The organism is Rhodococcus globerulus, from assembly GCF_019334125.1.
Lineage (GTDB): Bacteria > Actinomycetota > Actinomycetes > Mycobacteriales > Mycobacteriaceae > Rhodococcus_F > Rhodococcus_F globerula.
Genome location: NZ_CP079698.1, coordinates 316,768 through 332,844, shown reverse-complemented (window position 1 = coordinate 332,844; position 16,077 = coordinate 316,768). Strand labels below are relative to the sequence as shown.

Below are 16,077 nucleotides of genomic sequence, written 5' to 3'. Positions count from 1 at the left end.
ATCTCACATCGCGACAGAGTCCCGGTCGGCGTCGCCGTACCGCCACCGCGCCCCTAGCTTGCCGACGGCGTTGACCGCCAGCGCCATCAGCGCCATTGCCACGGCAAGCACAACAAGCCCGATCACCAGGGCTACGTAACCGTGGGCTCGCGGATCGAGGAAGGGATACGGGTACCAGTCGACGATCGCTCCGCGAACCAGCGAATACACGGCATACAGGGCGGGAAAGGCGAGCCACGTCAAGGCCGACCCTTCGGAGATGCGGTGGCGCGAGGGCGAAAACACCCAGTCGGCAAGCATCACCAACGGCAGTACTTGATGCAGGGCGACATTGATCCAGGTGTCGTTCAGCGTCACATCGACATCCGAGAGCAGCACCGCGTAGACGATGCCCGTGATCACCATGTAGAGCGTCACGGCGCCTCGAACTGTCTGCCAGGTGCGCGACTGCGGATCCCGCAGCCCTCCGACAATCAGTACGACGGCTGCGGCGATATTGCTCTCGATAGTGAAATAGCTGAGATAGTTCACCAGGGAGAATCCCTCGGCGTTGCGTAGCGGGATCCATAACAAGGCGGTCAGCCCGTAGACCGCAAACGCAAGGCGGAGAATGCGTACCGCCATCGGAGTGGATGTCGCAAATGTCGTCACTGCCCGATCGTGTCACAACGCACGCTGCGGGAGTGAGATTTCCCGGCGTTCGATAAGCTGTCCGTCAGCATGTCTACAACACCACCGGCCCCGCTCTCACCACGACGAAGCGACCTGAAACGCGCCCTGTCCGAAGTCTCATTCCGTGATGAGAACCGTCTGCGGCGCAAACTCGACCGCGCCCGCACGCCGGAGAACCTGGCAACACTGGCCCAGGAGATCGAATCCGCGCGCATCCGGCTGGCCGAACGCGCGGCGAACGTGCCCGCAGTGTCCTACCCCGAGGCACTGCCGGTCAGTCAACGCAAAGACGACATTGCCCGCGCGATTTCCGAAAACCAGGTGGTGATCGTCGCCGGCGAGACAGGTTCTGGCAAGACCACTCAGATCCCGAAGATCTGCCTCGAACTGGGACGCGGAGTTCGCGGACTGATCGGCCATACTCAGCCCCGGCGCCTTGCCGCGCGAACGGTCGCCGAGCGAATAGCCGAAGAACTCGACACCGAACTCGGCGACGCCGTGGGCTACACAGTGCGATTCACCGATCAAGTTTCCGACCGCACGTACGTGAAGTTGATGACCGACGGCATTCTGCTTGCGGAGATTCAGCGCGACAAGATGTTGCGCCGCTACGACACTCTCATCATCGACGAGGCTCACGAACGCAGCCTCAACATCGACTTCATCCTCGGGTATCTGGCGCAGCTACTCCCCCGCCGACCCGACCTCAAGGTCATCATCACCTCGGCGACCATCGACCCCGAGCGGTTCGCTCAGCACTTTGCCGTCGACGGGAAGCCCGCGCCGATCGTCGAGGTGTCCGGGCGAACCTTCCCGGTGGAAATGCGTTACCGCCCATTGACTGTCGAATCCGGAGATATCAGCTACGACCGAGATCCGGTCGACGCCGTCTGCGAAGCTGTTGACGAACTCAGCGCAGAGGGCGAGGGTGACATCCTCGTCTTCCTGTCTGGTGAACGCGAGATTCGTGACACCGCAGATGCATTGCGCGACCGCAGGCTTCGCAACACCGAAATCGTTCCACTGTATGCACGCCTGTCGGCAGCCGAACAGCACAAAGTGTTCTCTCCGCACACCGGCCGACGAGTTGTCCTGGCCACCAACGTCGCCGAAACATCTCTGACGGTTCCCGGCATTCGCTACGTCGTCGATCCCGGAACAGCGCGCATCTCGCGATATTCCGTCCGCACCAAGGTGCAAAGGCTGCCGATCGAACCGATTTCCCAGGCATCAGCGCGTCAGCGGTCCGGTCGCTGTGGCCGTGTCGCCGAGGGTATCTGCATCCGGCTGTATTCCGAAGAGGACTTCGAAGCCCGGCCGGCGTTCACCGAACCGGAGATCCTGCGCACCAACCTCGCGTCTGTGATCCTGCAGATGACGGCGCTGGGTCTCGGCGATATTGCCGCATTCCCGTTTGTGGAGCCCCCGGATTCGCGAGCCATCAAAGACGGCATCGGACTACTCGAAGAACTGGGCGCTATCGCACGAGGATCCGACGCGTCGCATCCGGAACTGACTCCGATCGGCCGCGAACTGGCGCAGATTCCCGTCGACCCTCGCATGGCTCGAATGTTGTTGGAAGCCAAGACAAACGGAGCGCTGCACGAGACGCTCGTCATCGTCGCTGCACTGTCCATTCAGGACGTACGAGAGCGGCCCGCCGAGTTCCAGCAGGCCGCCGACGAGAAGCACGCCCGCTTCACGGTGGAGAACTCCGACTTCCTCGCCTATCTGAAGTTGTGGGACTACCTCCGCGAGCAGCGAAACGATCTGTCCTCGAGCCAATTCCGCAAGATGTGCCGCAACGAGTTCCTGCATTGGCTACGCATCCGCGAATGGCAGGATCTGCACGGGCAGTTGCGTCAGATCACTCGCGGACTCGGCTGGTCGGTCAACGAACTTCCCGCATCCGAGAATTCGGTCCACCAATCCTTGCTGGCCGGCCTGCTCTCCCACATCGGACTTCGCGAAGGCGAAAAGCGCGACTACCTCGGTGCTCGCGGAAGCCGTTTTGCGATCTTCCCCGGCTCGGGCCTGTTCAAGAAGCCACCCCGCTGGGTAATGGCCGCCGAACTGGTGGAGACAACCAGGCTCTGGGCCCGCATGTCCGCGCGCATCGAACCGGAATGGGCCGAAAAACTGGCACCACACCTGGTCAAACGGACCTACTCCGAGCCGCATTGGTCCTCCAAGCGTGGTTCGGCCATGGCGTACGAGCGCGTGACGCTCTACGGCGTACCCCTGGTCACCGGACGCGCTGTCACCTACTCGTCAATCGATCCGGAAACCTCGCGCGAATTGTTCATTCGCCATGCGCTGGTGCAGGGCGAATGGACTACACAGCACAAGTTCTTCCACGAAAATCGCGCACTGCTCGACAACGTCGAAGAACTCGAGAACCGGGCCCGCCGACGCGACATCCTGGTCGACGACGAGACGCTGTACGAGTTCTACGACTCACGCGTCGGCGCCGAAGCTGTGTCCGCGCGACACTTCGACAAGTGGTGGAAGACAGCACGCCGGCAAGACCCGAACCTGTTGACGTTCACGCCCGAAACCGTCGTGAATTCCGATGCCGCAACGGTTCTGGGCGGCGAATACCCCGATGCCTGGCGTCAGGGCGACATGCTGTTGCCACTGACCTATCAATTCGAACCAGGCAAGGACGACGACGGCGTCACCGCGCACATTCCCGTCGGTCTCCTCGCACAACTCCAACCCGTCGGGTTCGACTGGCTGGTACCGGGCATGCGTGTCGAATTGGTGTCGGCATTGATCAAGACGCTGCCCAAGACCATCCGGCGGCAGGTTGTTCCGGCGCCTGACTATGCAAGCGCAGCACTGGCTTCCGTGAAACCACGATCCGAACCACTGCTCACGGCAATGGCGCGCGAGCTGTCGCGTCTGGGCGCAACGCACATCGACGCGAAGGATTTTGATCCGAGCGCCCTTCCTGATCACCTTCGAATGACGTTTGTGGTCGAGGACGAATCCGGAAAAGTTCTGGCCAAAGGCAAGGATCTGGCTCAGCTACGACGCACACTCGCCCCGCGAGTTCAGAAGGAAGTTGCCAAAGCAGCGACCGGTACCGAGCGGGCAGCCTCGACGGTGTGGACCTCCGAGACGCTGGGCGCACTGGAGCCGACCATCACCAGGAGCATCGGCGGCCAGCAGGTCACCGGATACCCGGCGCTGGTGCCGGAAAACGGCGGTGTGGCAGTACGGGTTCTCAGTACCCCTGCAGCGCAGGCACAGGCGATGCGCGAGGGCACTCGGGCTCTTCTTCTCGCGGCGGTGCCAACCCAACTCAAGGCAGTCACATCAGGGCTGTCGAATACACACCGACTCATGCTGGGACAGAATCCGGACGGAAGCCTGGAAGCGTTGGTCGAGGACTGCCGTGTAGCCGCAGCCAACGAGATCATCGCTGCCAAAGGTGGACCGGTACGGACACCGGAGGCTTTCGAGGCACTCGTCAAAGCAGCCCGATCGGAGTTGGCCGGGCGCGTGTCCGCGATACTGCGCATGATCGTTCCGATCCTCGAACAATCACACCGCTTGAATGTCGTCCTCCAGCGATCGCGCGGAGAAGCCGCCGAAGACGTTCGCGAGCAACTGAAATCGCTCCTCTTCCCCGGCTTTGTCGCAGAATTGGGTTCGGCGAGACTACGCGAGCTACCCCGGTACCTGGCGGCCGCGACATTCCGGCTCGAAGCGCTTCCTGCCAGCGCTCATCGCGACCACCAAGCCATGGACGTTCTCGATCGGGTGTACGCCGCGTACGACAGATTGCTGAATTCGCTGCCGGAAGAGCGTCGTACCGCCAAAGATGTCGACGCCATCTCGTGGATGATCGAGGAACTTCGGGTGGGACTGTTCGCACAGTCTCTGGGAACCCCAACTCCAGTCTCGGAGAAGCGGGTACTCAAAGCAATCGAGGCGATCAAACGCTGACCGTCAGGGGTTCACTGCACAATGTTCACATTGGCGACCGAGCCACCAATTGTTGCGACAGTGTTGGCCAGACCTAACGTGACCAGGCTGTTGACTACTGCGAGAATTCCGTTCAAGGGCATAACGCCTCCGTAACGACAGATGCGGACTTTCGGCCCGAATGCTGCGATTCCGACTCGGACCGCTGAACGTACTCGTCGAGCGTAGGCGTCTGTCGCCGAGAAATAGGGGCAAAAGCCCTATTTGTTCTCGGAGCGTTATCTAAGGACGATCCCTCGACGTGACTCAGTCGACGGCGACAGCTTCTTCACCGGACGCCTTGGCATCCACGCGATGACGCATATCGGTAATTTCTCGCTCGAAATCTTCTGCGGAGCTGAAGGATTTGTAGACCGACGCAAACCGGAGATATGCCACCTCGTCGAGGTTGCGTAAGGGGTCCAAGATCGCCAATCCCACTTCGTTGCTCGGAATCTCGGCCGAACCGGAAGCACGCACGGCATCCTCGACCTGCTGAGCCAATAAATTCAACGAATCGTTGTCGACATGACGACCCTGGCACGCGCGGCGCACACCCTTCACGACTTTCTCGCGGCTGAAGGGCTCGGTGACACCACTGCGCTTGACAACTGACAGCACCGCTGTCTCGACAGTCGTGAAGCGACGACCACATTCGGGACACGAACGACGACGGCGAATTGCCTGACCTTCATCCGCCTCACGCGAGTCGACCACTCGGGAGTCAGGGTGCCGGCAGAACGGGCAATGCATCGCGGTTCCTTCTTCGTTGCCAGGAATGGCCGCAATTGAAGATTCCCACCAACTGCAAATCTTCGGAGGATCCACAGAGCAGATGCGCGACCACCCGAGGTGGTGTGACTGTCAAGCTCACAGCTTACTCGTTCGACACCACCCGAACGCATGCTCGGTCCTTCTCCGGCCATCGAGTGCCGATCACCCGCGCACTCCGAGACCTCGACTTGCACTGCGCTTACGTCAACGCCCTTGCGCGGCAGGAACAATCAGCGTCTGACCTATCTTCAGCCTGGAATCATTCATTGCATTGAGATCCATGATCCGTTCGATGACGACCCCCACCGATTGACCGGGAGCAATATCGGCTGCGATGTCGCTCAACGATTCACCCGCTGCGACGCGCACAACGGAGGTAGCACCGACCGGATCCGAAGCACCACTTGTGGACACAGCCGCGAGCCCTACCAAACCGAGCACCGCCACGGCCGTCAACAGCACTCCCGTGGCCATGCTCAGCCAACCAACCCCGTCGGAACCGACACGATCGACATGGACAATATGAGGCGCCCGCGACACTCCCACTCGATTGCGGTGTTCGAAGTTCCCGCTATGTGGCCGTGAAGAATCCGAATCTCGATCGAATCGGCGATCACCAGCCGGCTCACGAACGGAGTCACGACGTCCGCGAAATTCCGGCGTCTCGCGGCGGACGCGGTAAGCCATCGCCCCGACGGCCTCGTCGTATGGCGCGGCATCGTAGAACGACGCGTGGTACTTCGGCGCCACCCGAGGATCCGGAAGTGCCTGATCAGAAGCTGGGTCGTACTCGAAAGCTGCGTCGTACTTCAGTGCTGCGTTGCCCATCTTGACCTCCGCGGATCTACACCGGCTCATTCGAACTCGTTAGCGGTTCGAACCTGCGTTCGATGGAACGCATGTTCGAATTTCTACCACGTCTGACTGACAAAGTCTTCTATTCGAGCGACACAGGTCGAACAGATGTTTGAAACCGCGAGCAAATGCGACTAGATTCGTGTCAGGTCACACAATGGGAATTCCGAACTGGGACTCCCGGGGCGACGTGTACGCACAGAGAACCACGCACCACCGACAACAAAGCTCGACCGAGACAACAAAGTTCGACCGAATAGTCACTGCACCGCCGATAATCCTGATATCCACTGCTCGTAGACAAGCAATCACCGCAAACACGCAATCACCGCAATCACCGCAAACACGGAAGGCTCAACGCCATGAAGGACGATCGCTCCACAAGTGCCGCAACGGCAGGCGTTGCCGCGACGTCAGCCGAAGCTCTCACCCAGCGGCAGCGCCGCGTTCTCGAAGTGATCCGGGATTCGGTGAGCGAGCGTGGATACCCGCCCAGCATCCGGGAGATCGGCGATGCGGTGGGACTGACGTCGACGTCGTCGGTCGCGCATCAACTCCGCACACTCGAGCGCAAGGGCTTCATTCGCCGCGACCCCAATCGCCCTCGAGCGGTGGATGTCCGAGGACTGGACGAGGTTGCCGCCGACACCGCTATCGCTTCGGTGACGAGGCATGCGTCGGAGATTCGTAGCGCCGCGGGCGATCCGCTTCCTGAGCCTGCATTTGTGCCGGTCCTGGGTCGCATCGCTGCCGGCGGGCCGATTCTTGCGGAAGAAGCCGTCGAAGACGTGTTCCCACTCCCCCGCGAATTGGTCGGGCAGGGATCGCTGTTCATGCTCAAGGTTGTCGGTGAATCCATGGTCGAAGCTGCGATCTGCGACGGTGACTGGGTAGTCGTGCGTCAGCAGAATGTCGCCGAGAACGGCGACATCGTTGCTGCGATGATCGACGGCGAGGCGACGGTCAAGACATTCAAGCGGGTCAAGAAGGACGTGTGGCTGATGCCGCACAATCCCCTGTTCGAACCCATCTCCGGTAACAACGCCGTCATTCTCGGCAAGGTAGTCACCGTGATGCGCAAGATCTGACGCGTACAGATCAAAAACCAACTATGGCCCCGGCTGATGCCGGGGCCATAGTTGTCGCTGCTTCGATCAGAGGTTCAGGGACCGTCCGATGATTTCCTTCATGATTTCAGTCGTGCCGCCGTAAATGGTCTGCACGCGGGAATCCATGTACGCCTTGGCAACCGGGTATTCCTTCATGTATCCGTAGCCGCCGTGAAGCTGGAGGCAACGGTCGATCAGCTTGACCTGGGCCTCGGTGGTCCACCACTTGGCCATTGCGGCTTCCTGAACCGTCAGTTTCTCGGCGTTGAGCTGCTCGATGAACTTGTCGACGAGAACACGGACGGCGGTGGTCTCCGTCGCCAATTCGGCCAGCACGAATCGGGTGTTCTGGAAGCTGCCGATCGACTTGCCGAATGCCTTGCGGTCTCGGCAGTACTGGATGGTCTTCTCGAGAACGGATTCCATGGCCGCGGCAGCTACCACTGCGATGGAAAGACGTTCTTGCGGAAGGTTCTTCATCAGGTAGAGGAAGCCCATTCCCTCTTCACCGAGCAAGTTGGCAGCGGGAACCCGAACGTCGGTGAAGCTGAGTTCGGCGGTGTCCTGTGCCTTCATGCCGATCTTGTCGAGGTTGCGTCCGCGATCGAAGCCCGGCATGTCGCGCTCGACCACAAACAGGCTGAAGCCTTGTGCGCCCTTGTCTGGATCGGTACATGCCACCACGATGACGAGATCGGCGTTGATGCCGTTGGTGATAAACGTCTTGGACCCGTTGAGGATCCAGTGGTCACCGTCGCGAACTGCCTTGGTCTTGATGCCCTGCAGGTCACTGCCCGTGCCGGGTTCGGTCATCGCGATCGCGGAGATCAGCTCGCCCGATGCAAATCCCGGTAGCCAGCGCTGCTTCTGTTCGTCGTTGCACAGATCGAGTAGGTACGGCGCCACAACGTCGTTGTGAAGGGTGAAGCCGAGCCCGCTGTACCCACCCTTGGTGGCTTCCTCGGTGATGATCGCGTTGTAGCGGAAGTCCTTTACACCGCCGCCACCGAATTCCTCGGGAACGGCCATTCCCAGAAAGCCCTGCTTTCCGGCTTCGACCCACACGCCACGATCGACGATGTTCTGCTCCTCCCACTGATCGTGGAAGGGTGCAACATGCTGTGCCAAGAACTTCTGGAAGGACTCCCGGAAAAGGTCATGCTCCGGTTCGAACAGGGTACGTTCCACGCCAGCTCCTACTGCTTCGATGCATCACGGGGCGAACGGATGTCCACTCGTCCCACCTGACTGTCGTTCTGACGGTAGAACTCCTGCGAGCACGCGTCGATGACTCGAACGATCACGATTCGTGACTGTACCGGTTACCTGTTACTCGAAGTACGGAATTTAGCTAGATAGCGCATGACCGGGTAGGCGACGAGGATGCCGATCGAGCCCCAGGCGATGCCGCCGAGTTCCACCGAGCCGATGGTGAGTGTCAGGTTGCCGATACCGGCGACCAGCGCGGCAGCGGCCACGGTGAGATTCACCGGATCGGTGAAATCGACCTTCGCTTCCATCCAGATCCGAACACCGAGAATGCCGATGAGGCCGTACAGCACCATGGTCGCGCCACCGATGACGCCGTTCGGAACCGTGAACACCAGCGCGCCGAACTTGGGCGAGAAAGCCAGGACGACCGCCGTGGCCGCCGCGACCCAGTACGCCGCAGTCGAGTAGACGCGGGTAGCCGCCATCACGCCGATGTTCTCGGCATACGTCGTAGTTCCTGATCCTCCGCCCGCGCCGGCCAACGTAGTTGCCAGACCGTCGGCAAAGAGTGCGTTTCCGGCGAGGTCGTCCAACGACTTTCCGGTCATCGCCGACACAGCCTTGACGTGTCCGACGTTCTCGGCCACCAGAACGATCACGACAGGCAGCGCCAATACGATGACAGACCAGTCGAACGACGGGCCGTGCAGGCTCGGGACACCGAACCAGTCGGCCTCGCGCAGTGCAGTAACACGCTCGCTGTCGAGGCCACCGTAGATTGCGGCAAAAACCCAGCCGATCACGACGCCGACAAGGATTCCGAGCCGGCCGAGCAAGCCCGGTCCGACCACGGTGACCAGAAGAATCGAGAACAACGTCACTGTCGCGATCAGGGGCTGCGACTGATACGACGCGGCTGCGGTCGGCGCCAAGTTCAGACCGATCAACGCCACGACAGCACCGGTCACCACAGGGGGCATGACCGCGTCGATCACCCGTCCGCCGATCACGCGCACGGCTACACCGATGAGCATCAGCACGATACCGACCGCCATGACCGCACCGAGCTGCGCGGCCGGGCCGGACCCAGCCGACGCCGTCAGCGGCGCGATGAACGCAAACGACGAACCGAGGTAACTCGGAATCCGTCCCTTGGTGATGATCAAGAACAGCGCGGTACCGATACCCGAGAACAGCAGAGTGGTCGTGACCGGAAAGCCGGTAATCGTCGGCACGAGCAGTGTCGCGCCGAACATCGCGATGACGTGCTGCATCCCGATGCCGACGGTTCGGGGCCAACTGAGCCGTTCGTCCGGGCGCACCACGGCGCCGTCGGCAATTCGTTTACCGTCGCCGTGGACAGTCCAACCGATTCCGCTGGCCCCGGTCGTCGTTTCTCGTTTAGTCACAGCCCGAAATACTAGGTCAGTGCTGGTACTGCGACCTCATTCGGTTCAACTCAGGGCGAGTGCAGCAGCCTTTCGTGCCGACGCCGGATCGCCAGTGGCAAGTACTGCGGCAGCCGCAGCGACACACTGCTCCATGGTGACGGAACCGACCTTGGCCCCGACGCCCGCAACGGACGCGGCAGCACACGAGAGTGACGAAACACCGAGTCCGGCAAGAACGCACGCCAACAACGGGTCCGCCGCCGCCTCGCCGCACACACCGACGCGCTTGCCGACTGCCTGACCGGCCTGCGCGGTACGAGCAACCAATGCGAGCACCGCCGGTTGCCACGGATCGGTGAGCTCCGCGAGTTCGGACGACATCCGATCGGCGGCCATCGTGTACTGAGCCAAGTCATTGGTGCCGATGGAGAGAAACTCGACGTGCTCGAGGATCTGATCAGCGAGCAACGCCGCGGCCGGGACCTCGACCATGACGCCGGGAACGAGGCCACGGATTCGGACGGCCTCGGCAAAGCGCTTGGCTTCCGCCGGGGTCGCGATCATCGGCGCCATGACCCACGGCGACGAGCCCGTACGAGCTGCTGCAGCGGCGATCGCGTCGAGTTGCCGATCGAGAATTCCCATGTCCTGCCAGGCAATTCGGACGCCTCGAACACCGAGAGCGGGATTCGCCTCCTCCTGATGATTGGCGAACTTCAATGGCTTGTCCGACCCGGCATCGAGGGTGCGGACGATGATCTTCTTGCCCGCAAACGCTTCCAGAACTTCGGTATAGATTGCCGCCTGCTCGTCCACGGTCGGCTCGGTTTCACGTCCGAGGAAACACAGTTCGGTGCGGAACAGTCCGATACCGTCAGCTGCGGTGAGCGCCGCCGCCCGGGCACCTGCGCCGTCCTGGACATTGGCCAGTACGTCGACGGGCCGACCGTCGGCTGTGCGCCCTGGGCCCACCCAGGTGCTGACCCGCTCACGCTCGAGTCTGGACTGCTCGACCAGCGCCTTTGCCTTGTCTGCATCGGGATTGCTGATCACCTCACCGGTGGTCCCGTCGATCAGTACGGGAGTACCGGCTTGCACCGTCTCGAGATCCTTGACTGCCACGATGCACGGAATCCCCAGTTGGCGCGCGATGATCGCGGTGTGGCTGGTGGGACCACCAAGAACCGTGACGAGCCCGATGATCTTGGTCGCGTCGAGACCAGCCGTGTCAGCCGGCGCAAGATCGTCGGCGCACAGAACGGACGGCGTCTCGGGGGCGGGAATTCCGGGTTCCGGCAGTCCGGACAGCTCGGCGATCACCCGATCGCGAATGTCCTTGAGGTCCGTCACACGCTCTGCCATCACCCCGCCGAGTTTCGTGAACATCGTCACGAACTGTTCGGTCGCTGCGATGGTGGCCTGAACCGGAGGCACCCCGGCAGCGATGGATTTCTTCGCTATCCCGATCCAGCCCCGGTCAGCTGCCATAGCCGCATTTGCCGTCAGCACCTCTGCGGCAGCGCCAGTGGCAGAGGCCGCTCGGGCGAGCAGTCGACCTTCGACTGTCTTGGCCGCGGCGATGAAATCGTCCTGGGCGGCTGCCCGAACCGACTCGTCCAGCGGTGGGGCTTCTGCGATCAACTCGGGGCGCCGGGAAGGCCAGATTGCCGGGCCGTAAGCGACTCCGGGAACAACCGGTGTTCCATGCACACTCGCGATATCGATCTGTTCGGTCATCGGTCCTCCTAGAAACGATTTGCCCGACTGGCCACCAACCGTAGGTCCCACGCCGCGCCGACTTCCTGTTCAGCTTTGTTGTGACGAAGATTACTCGCAACTCTTGACATGTCAACACACTCGGGCGTAAAACAACATAAAGCAACATTGACTGTGACTCGCACCGCACCCGCGAATCACGACCGGCACCAGCAACGGAGAGACTGTGTACGCGGAAGAACGCCAACAAGCGATAGGCACGATGGTGTCGCAGCGAGGACGCATGTCCGTGGCGGCACTGTCCGAGACCTTCGGCGTCACCACCGAAACCGTCAGACGCGATCTGGCCTTCCTCGAACGAATCGGGCAGGTACGACGCGTCCACGGCGGCGCAGTACCCACCGCCTCACTGCACGTCACCGAACCCGGCATGGCAGAACGTGATCAAACCCGCGCGGAACAGAAAGACCGCATCGCCCGTTGCGCGCTGTCGTACCTGCCGCCGAACGGCGGTAGCGCACTCTTCGACGCCGGCACCACCACCGGTCGGATGATCACCGAAATTCCGACCGATCTCGACTTCACTGCGATCACCAATTCCGTTCCGATCGGAGCGCGACTCGCGTCGATGAACTCGGTATCGCTCATCCTCGTCGGCGGCCGCGTTCGCGGAGTCACCCAAGCAGCGGTCGGCGAGGACGCACTACGACTGCTCGGTACCTTGCGTGTCGATGTCGCCTTCATCGGCACAAATGCCATCAGCCTCGGACACGGACTGTCCACCCCGGACAGCGAGGAGGCAGCAGTCAAACGAGCAATGGTCAAGGCCGCCAATCACGTAGTGGTACTGGCAGATTCAAGCAAGGTGGGCCGCGAGCATCTCATCAGCTTCGCGCCGTTGAGCAGCATTGACGTCCTCATCACCGACGAGGACATCACCCCGACCGACACGTCCGAGTTCCACGACCAGGGAATCGAGGTAGTCATCGCATGATCGTCACCCTGACAGCCAACCCGAGCATCGACCGAACGGTGCAACTGGAGCAACCACTCCAGCGTGGCTCAGTCCTGCGAGCCCACTCCACGCGCAGCGATCCGGGCGGCAAGGGGGTGAACGTGGCACGCGTCCTGAGCGCGGCGAAACTCGAGGTCCTCGCGATTCTTCCCGGAAACCCGGGCGACCCGCTCCTCAGCACACTTGCAGATGGCGCAATCCCCCACCTCGGCGTCGCAACCGAGGGCCTCGCGCGCACCAACATCACCGTCGCCGAACCGGACGGAACCACAACAAAGATCAACGAACCTGGCGCGGCCCTCTCCGGCACGACACTCGACAACCTGGCACGCGAACTCGTTTCACGAGCAGATGTAGCCAGCTGGATTGTGCTGTCCGGTTCCATTCCACCTGGCGTCGATCCCGGCTGGTACGGCGAACTTGTTGCGGCACTGCGCGATCACCCCTGCAAGGTCGCGGTCGACACCTCCGACGCGCCACTGTCCGCTCTTGCCGAGAACTTTCCGCTCACGGCGCCGGATCTCCTCAAGCCCAACGGCGAGGAGTTGGCGCAACTCACCGGCGTCGACGGCAATGCCCTGGAAAATGCTGCACAAGAAGGCGATCCGGGGCCGGCGATCGCTGCGGCCACACTTCTGGTCGAACGCGGTGTCGGCGCGGTGCTCGCAACTCTCGGAGCAGCGGGAGCCGTATTGGTCACCGCCGAAGGCACCTGGATTGCCACCGCTCCCCCGATCGTCGCGGTCAGTACCGTCGGCGCGGGCGATTCCTCACTTGCCGGATACATCCTCGCCGCGACCGCCGGGGCTGATCCAGGTGAATGCCTTCGCCACGCTGTCGCCTACGGAAGCGCTGCCGCCTCCCTCCCCGGCACTACCCTCCCGACTCCAGATCAAGTCGATCTTGCAGGCGTCACGATCTCGTCTGCCACATCCGCACCCGCCCTGCCCACCGAACTCGCCTGACGCCGTAAGGAAATCGACATGTCCGAACCCACCGCACGCAGTTCCGGCTCCCCGATCATCAGCCCAGAACTGATCTCACTCGACACCAACCTCGGCGCCTCGAAAGAGGACGTCATCCGTGCGCTGGCCGCGCGACTGACCGCGGCGGGACGCGCCGACAACGCCGACGGTCTGGTCGACGCCGCCCTGGCCCGCGAAGCGCAGTCCGCCACCGGCCTACCCGGCGGAATCGCGATTCCGCATTGCCGCGCCGAGGCCGTGACGTCGGCGTCGCTGGGGTTTGCGCGCCTCGATCCGAAGGTCGACTTCGGAGCCCCGGACGGTCCTGCCGACCTGGTGTTCCTGATCGCCGCCCCCGAGGGCGCCGGCGCAGAACACATGAAGCTCCTGTCGTCGCTGGCTCGCGCCCTGGTGCGGCCCGCATTTGTCACGTCCCTTCGGGAAGCCCCGACGCCGGATGAGATCGTGCGGTTGGTTGACGAGGTGCTCAATCCGGCACCGGCAAAGCCGACAACTCCTGAGCCGGCAGCTGCCGCTGTTTCCACAGCGAAACACTCAGCCGAGCCGACGCCGCCGGAACCGGCCCCGCCTGCCGCTGCCGAGCGTCACGTCGTTGCCGTCACGGCCTGCCCCACCGGAATCGCCCACACGTACATGGCCGCTGACTCGCTTGTTGCCGCCGGTGAACGCGCCGGTGTCACGGTCCACGTGGAAACACAGGGTTCGAGCGGCAGCACACCGCTCTCTCCGTCGCTGATCGCAAGTGCCGCGGCCGTCATCTTTGCCACCGATGTCGGGGTGAAGGGCCGCGAGCGGTTCGCCGGTAAACCCGTCGTGGCGTCCGGAGTGAAACGGGCGATCAACGAACCGGACAAGATGCTGGCCGAAGCACTCCGCGCCGCTGACAATCCCTCAGCGGCAACGGTGGACGGGACTGTCGCTGCCGGCGCGGATGACGGCGAGACCGGCGACGTCGGGTTCGGCACGCACCTGCGGCAGGTCCTTCTGACCGGTGTCAGCTACATGATTCCGTTTGTCGCCGCCGGTGGGTTGCTCATCGCACTCGGCTTCCTCCTCGGCGGTTACGAAATCTCCGGTCCCGCCGGGGACATCGTTCTCAACAACTCACTGACAAACCTGCCTGACGGCGGCCTCGCCACCTACCTCGGCGCCGTACTCTTCCAGATCGGTTCGCTGGCCTTCAGCTTCCTCGTGCCGGCGCTCGCGGGTTACATAGCCTTTGCCATCGCCGACAGGCCAGGTATCGCCCCCGGTTTCACGGCCGGCGCGGTAGCCGTCTTTGTCGGTGCCGGATTCATCGGCGGCCTCGTCGGCGGTCTGATCGCCGGTGTGGTCGCGCTGTACATCGGCCGGATCTCCGTACCGCAGTGGCTCCGCGGATTGATGCCCGTCGTGATCATTCCGCTGTTCGCCACCATGATCGTCGGCGCACTGATGTTCCTGGTCCTCGGTCGCCCCTTGGCCGCGATCACCACCGGACTCACCGACTGGCTCAACGGACTCTCGGGTAGCTCCGCCATCTTCCTCGGCATCATCCTCGGCCTGATGATGTGCTTCGACCTGGGCGGACCGGTCAACAAAGCTGCTTACGCCTTCGCCGTAGCCGGTCTGAACGTCGACGACCCCGCATCGCTGCGCATCATGGCCGCCGTCATGGCGGCCGGCATGGTCCCGCCGCTCGCGATGGCACTTGCATCCACCGTCCTGCGCCCCCAGTTGTTCAGTGAAGCAGAACGTGAAAACGGAAAAGCTGCCTGGTTGCTCGGCGCTGCCTTCATCTCCGAAGGCGCCATCCCCTTTGCCGCTGCCGACCCGTTGCGTGTCATTCCCTCGATGATGGCCGGCGGCGCCATCACCGGCGGTCTGATCATGGCATTCGACGTCACACTGAGCGCTCCGCACGGCGGAATCTTCGTATTCTTCGCAGTCGGCGGAATCGGCTGGTTCCTGGTTTCTCTCGCCGCCGGAACCGTCGTAGCTGCGCTGGCGGTCATCGGCGCAAAACAGTTCATCCGCAGTGGCCCGACAGACGCCGAGTTGGACCCCGAAATCGTGCCCGCTGCGGCATGATCGACATCACACCCACCACCACCCTGAGGAGTTCTCATGCCAAGTAAGACAGTTGCCGTAGGTTCCGCAGTTGGCCTCCACGCGCGCCCCGCTGCCCTCATCGCCGAAGCGGTGGGCGCCTCCGGAGCCACCGTGACTCTCGCCGTTGCCGGCGAAGAACCCGTGGACGCAGGCTCGGCGCTGATGATCATGACGCTCGGCGCCGCCAAGGGTGCCGAAGTCACCATCGAATCCGACGACATCGACGCCCTCGAGAAGGTTGCCGAGTTGGTTGCTGCCGATCTCGACGCCTGAATATCCGTCAC

Annotated in this window: 12 protein-coding genes; 6 read left to right on the top strand and 6 right to left on the bottom strand. The window is 62.5% G+C overall.

Annotated elements, in window-relative coordinates; genetic code table 11:
* Nucleotides 1–3 precede the first annotated feature (3 nt).
* Complete coding sequence (locus tag KYT97_RS01445; RefSeq protein ID WP_033234815.1) at nucleotides 4–624, bottom strand: Pr6Pr family membrane protein; 621 nt, start codon at nucleotides 622–624, stop codon at nucleotides 4–6.
* A 96-nt stretch (nucleotides 625–720) separates the two neighbouring features.
* Between KYT97_RS01445 and hrpA the strand changes: the two genes are divergently transcribed.
* Nucleotides 721–4,626, top strand: coding sequence for an ATP-dependent RNA helicase HrpA (gene hrpA / locus KYT97_RS01440; protein ID WP_219111617.1), 3,906 nt, complete (start codon nucleotides 721–723; stop codon nucleotides 4,624–4,626).
* A gap of 285 nt (nucleotides 4,627–4,911) precedes the next feature.
* Here the strand turns inward: hrpA and nrdR are convergent, their stop codons facing one another.
* Together nrdR and KYT97_RS01430 are read right to left on the bottom strand one after the other, a co-directional pair.
* Complete coding sequence (nrdR, locus tag KYT97_RS01435) at nucleotides 4,912–5,397, bottom strand: transcriptional regulator NrdR (protein ID WP_033234817.1); 486 nt, start codon at nucleotides 5,395–5,397, stop codon at nucleotides 4,912–4,914.
* Nucleotides 5,398–5,622: 225 nt separating this feature from the next.
* The gene (locus KYT97_RS01430) at nucleotides 5,623–6,246 is read right to left on the bottom strand and encodes a LysM peptidoglycan-binding domain-containing protein (RefSeq protein ID WP_242484358.1); all 624 of its coding nucleotides are present in this window, start codon (nucleotides 6,244–6,246) and stop codon (nucleotides 5,623–5,625) included.
* A 389-nt stretch (nucleotides 6,247–6,635) separates the two neighbouring features.
* On the opposite strand from KYT97_RS01430, the gene lexA reads away from it, so the two are divergent.
* Nucleotides 6,636–7,361, top strand: coding sequence for a transcriptional repressor LexA (lexA, locus tag KYT97_RS01425; RefSeq protein WP_033234818.1), 726 nt, complete (start codon nucleotides 6,636–6,638; stop codon nucleotides 7,359–7,361).
* Nucleotides 7,362–7,427: 66 nt separating this feature from the next.
* On the opposite strand, the gene KYT97_RS01420 is transcribed toward lexA, so the two are convergent.
* The 3 genes from KYT97_RS01420 to KYT97_RS01410 all read right to left on the bottom strand — a co-directional run bounded on the left by KYT97_RS01420 (nucleotide 7,428) and on the right by KYT97_RS01410 (nucleotide 11,722).
* Entirely contained in the window at nucleotides 7,428–8,570 is a 1,143-nt protein-coding gene (locus KYT97_RS01420; protein ID WP_033234819.1) for an acyl-CoA dehydrogenase family protein, read from the bottom strand.
* A gap of 134 nt (nucleotides 8,571–8,704) precedes the next feature.
* Complete coding sequence (locus tag KYT97_RS01415) at nucleotides 8,705–10,003, bottom strand: uracil-xanthine permease family protein (protein WP_045067399.1); 1,299 nt, start codon at nucleotides 10,001–10,003, stop codon at nucleotides 8,705–8,707.
* 45 nt (nucleotides 10,004–10,048) lie between these two features.
* The gene (locus KYT97_RS01410) at nucleotides 10,049–11,722 is read right to left on the bottom strand and encodes a phosphoenolpyruvate--protein phosphotransferase (RefSeq protein WP_172935339.1); all 1,674 of its coding nucleotides are present in this window, start codon (nucleotides 11,720–11,722) and stop codon (nucleotides 10,049–10,051) included.
* Between the two features lie 205 nt (nucleotides 11,723–11,927).
* On the opposite strand from KYT97_RS01410, the gene KYT97_RS01405 reads away from it, so the two are divergent.
* From KYT97_RS01405 to KYT97_RS01390, 4 genes are read left to right on the top strand one after another with little or no spacing between them, the layout of a single operon-like run.
* Nucleotides 11,928–12,695 (top strand): DeoR/GlpR family DNA-binding transcription regulator, encoded by a 768-nt coding sequence (locus tag KYT97_RS01405; RefSeq protein ID WP_045067396.1) that lies wholly within the window; start codon nucleotides 11,928–11,930, stop codon nucleotides 12,693–12,695.
* On the top strand, nucleotides 12,692–13,681 hold the full coding sequence (gene pfkB, locus KYT97_RS01400; protein WP_033234822.1) for a 1-phosphofructokinase: 990 nt from the start codon (nucleotides 12,692–12,694) through the stop codon (nucleotides 13,679–13,681). The genes KYT97_RS01405 and pfkB overlap by 4 nt, the downstream gene beginning before the upstream one ends.
* A gap of 18 nt (nucleotides 13,682–13,699) precedes the next feature.
* Entirely contained in the window at nucleotides 13,700–15,772 is a 2,073-nt protein-coding gene (locus KYT97_RS01395) for a PTS fructose transporter subunit IIABC (RefSeq protein WP_172935338.1), read from the top strand.
* 36 nt (nucleotides 15,773–15,808) lie between these two features.
* Entirely contained in the window at nucleotides 15,809–16,066 is a 258-nt protein-coding gene (locus tag KYT97_RS01390; RefSeq protein WP_033234824.1) for an HPr family phosphocarrier protein, read from the top strand.
* Nucleotides 16,067–16,077: the final 11 nt, after the last annotated feature.

Excerpts from the sequence above, each read along its gene's own strand:
- KYT97_RS01445 (WP_033234815.1), bottom strand. The coding sequence starts at position 624 with ATGGCGGTACGCATTCTCCGCCTTGCGTTTGCGGTCTACGGGCTGACC.
- hrpA (WP_219111617.1), top strand. The coding sequence starts at position 721 with ATGTCTACAACACCACCGGCCCCGCTCTCACCACGACGAAGCGACCTG.
- nrdR (WP_033234817.1), bottom strand. The coding sequence starts at position 5,397 with ATGCATTGCCCGTTCTGCCGGCACCCTGACTCCCGAGTGGTCGACTCG.
- KYT97_RS01430 (WP_242484358.1), bottom strand. The coding sequence starts at position 6,246 with ATGGGCAACGCAGCACTGAAGTACGACGCAGCTTTCGAGTACGACCCA.
- lexA (WP_033234818.1), top strand. The coding sequence starts at position 6,636 with ATGAAGGACGATCGCTCCACAAGTGCCGCAACGGCAGGCGTTGCCGCG.
- KYT97_RS01410 (WP_172935339.1), bottom strand. The coding sequence starts at position 11,722 with ATGACCGAACAGATCGATATCGCGAGTGTGCATGGAACACCGGTTGTT.
- pfkB (WP_033234822.1), top strand. The coding sequence starts at position 12,692 with ATGATCGTCACCCTGACAGCCAACCCGAGCATCGACCGAACGGTGCAA.
- KYT97_RS01395 (WP_172935338.1), top strand. The coding sequence starts at position 13,700 with ATGTCCGAACCCACCGCACGCAGTTCCGGCTCCCCGATCATCAGCCCA.
- KYT97_RS01390 (WP_033234824.1), top strand. The coding sequence starts at position 15,809 with ATGCCAAGTAAGACAGTTGCCGTAGGTTCCGCAGTTGGCCTCCACGCG.